1 protein-coding gene is annotated in these 597 nt (G+C 66.3%); it reads right to left on the minus strand.

Annotation, left to right across the window (positions count from 1 at the left end):
* Positions 1–597 (minus strand): helicase-related protein (locus AAFX79_13760; GenBank protein ID MEO1009622.1); only part of this gene is annotated, 597 nt, incomplete at both ends.

Genomic DNA, 597 nt, shown 5'->3' on the forward strand with positions numbered 1-597 from the left:
TACAGGCGAATGCAGACGCCATCGGCCACCCGGCCGCAACGACCGGCACGCTGGTTGGCCGCAGCCTGCGACACCGGCTCGATCTGCAGTTGCTCGACCTTGTTGCGATAGGAATAGCGCTTGACGCGCGCCAGCCCCGTATCGACCACGTAGCGAATACCCGGCACCGTGAGCGAGGTCTCGGCCACGTTGGTCGCCAGCACGATGCGGCGTGCGTTGGACGGCCGGAACACACGTTCCTGCTCCTGCACGGACAAGCGCGCAAAGAGCGGCAGGATCTCGGTATGCGCCGGATGGTGCTTGCGCAGCGCCTCGGCCGCCTCGCGAATCTCGCGTTCGCCCGGCAGGAAGATGAGCACGTCGCCCGGGCCTTCGCGGGCGAGTTCATCGACCGCATCGACGAGCGCTTCGTAAAGATCGCGCTCCTTGTCTTTCTCGTCGCGCTGGATCGGGCGGTAGCGCACCTCGACCGGATACAACCGCCCGCTGACTTCGATGACCGGCGCCGGCCCCTTTGGGCCGGCAAAGTGCTCGGCAAACCGCTTTGCGTCGATGGTTGCGGAGGTGATGATCAGCTTCAGATCCGGGCGGCGCGGC

It is taken from the genome of Planctomycetota bacterium, assembly GCA_039819165.1.
Classification (GTDB): domain Bacteria; phylum Planctomycetota; class Phycisphaerae; order Phycisphaerales; family UBA1924; genus JAHCJI01.